General features: G+C 63.8%; 2 protein-coding genes. Both read right to left on the reverse strand.

Annotation, left to right across the window (positions count from 1 at the left end; genetic code table 11):
- On the reverse strand, positions 1 to 927 hold a 927-nt coding region (locus AC1DT2_RS22440), incomplete at its 3' end, for a hemolysin secretion protein D (RefSeq protein ID WP_477298839.1).
- A 3-nt stretch (positions 928 to 930) separates the two neighbouring features.
- The coding region (locus AC1DT2_RS22445; RefSeq protein ID WP_477298840.1) for an ATP-binding cassette domain-containing protein at positions 931 to 1,760 on the reverse strand (830 nt) is incomplete at its 5' end.

Genomic DNA, 1,760 nt, shown 5'->3' on the forward strand with positions numbered 1-1,760 from the left:
GTATTGAGCCATCTGTTCTTGTGCCTGGCGCAGTTCGTCGAGTGTTTGCCGGCGGAGGTCCTTGGTCGACAGGGCCAGTTCCTCCCGCGCGCCAACGATGGCTGAGCGTAGTTCTTGCGCACGGCTTCGTTGGCCGGCTAGGTCCCGCTCTGCATTGATGCGCTCTTGCTTGCGGACGAGGTATTCCTGGCGCGGCACATATTTCTTGTCGAGCAACGCCTCATAGTCGGCCACACGCGTTTGCGAGATGGCGAGGAACTCCTCGAGTGGGCCAATCGCCGACTCGACCGTGCGGAGCTCGGCGGCCTTTTGCTCGACCATCGCCTCGAGGCCCTGCTTTCGCGCCCGGAAGGCCGCCCACTGACTGGACGCGAGGTCTCGCATTGCTTCGAAGCGGCCCGCTGGATACGTTCCATCATTGCCCAGCGCAGGGAGCCTACCGCTATCAATGGCACTTGCCATTGCGCTGCTGCGAGCCGCATTCAGGCGAGCGCTGAGGAAGGCGTCCCGGGCCTTGTCGACGTCCGCGGTCGTCGCCGTCCCGTCGAGTTCGACAAGGAGCTCGCCTTGTCTGACGTGTTGGCCATCGTCGACCAAGATACGCCGGACCACCGCTGTCTCAGGCGGCTGGACCACACGCGTGCGCCCTGTCGTGACTGTCTTGCCAGCCCCGACGGCGACGACGTCGAGTTTTCCGAGACAGGCCCATGCGAGAGCCACGACGAAGAGCGCCATGATGATTCTCATGCTCCACCGTGGGGCCGGGGAGAGAGGCGCGTCCGTCAATTCAAGGTGGGCCGGCAGGAACGCCAATTCATCGGTGGTCCTTTGCGCTGGCACCATGGCGTGGCGGTCGGCCCAAGCGGCCTTGGAGATATCGCAGTACCGGACGAACACCGCAACGATTGCATCGATTCTGGCACCCATGGGTCAGCCCTGCTGGAGTCGATGGAGCTGACGGAAATGGCCGTCGTCGATCGCAAGCAGCTCAGCGGGTGCGCCGGACTCGACGATACGGCCCTTATCAACCACGACAATGCGGTTCGCCTGGCGAACGGTCGAGAGACGATGGGCAATGATGATCACGGTACGGTCGCGGCAAATGGCGCGCATGTTGTCCATGACGGCCCTTTCGGACTCGTAGTCCAAGGCGCTGGTCGCCTCGTCGAAGATGAGGATGCGGGGGTCAAGGACCAGGGCCCGCGCAATGGCCACGCGCTGACGCTGACCGCCAGACAGGCTGGCACCGTGCTCGCCGACGATAGTGTCGTAGCCTTGGGGAAGGTCGACGATGAAGTCGTGAGCGCCGGCGAGCTTTGCGGCCTCAATGACCCGTTCCATGGCCATGCCCGGGTCGCCAAGGGCGATGTTTTCGCGAACAGTGCGGTTGAAGAGGAAGTTCTCCTGGAGAACGACGCCGAGCTGACGGCGAAGCCAGGCGGGGTCGACCAGTGCGAGGTCGTGCCCATCGACCAGCACGCGGCCGCGCTCAGGAACATACAGGCGCTGGACGAGCTTGGTCAGGGTGCTCTTGCCCGATCCAGAGCGCCCGACAATGCCGATGACCTCGCCGGGCTGCACGTCAAGATCGATATCGGAAAGGACCTCTGGGGTATCGGGCCGGTAGCGAAAGCCGATCTTCTCGAACGTGACCCTGCCCTTGATGGGCGGCAGGGCCATGCCGCTGTTTTCGCCCGGCTCGGCGCGGGTGTTGAAGATGTCGCCGAGGCGCTCGACGGAAATGCCAACCTGTTGGAAGT

This window comes from Luteibacter sp. P4_E6 (assembly GCF_056401535.1).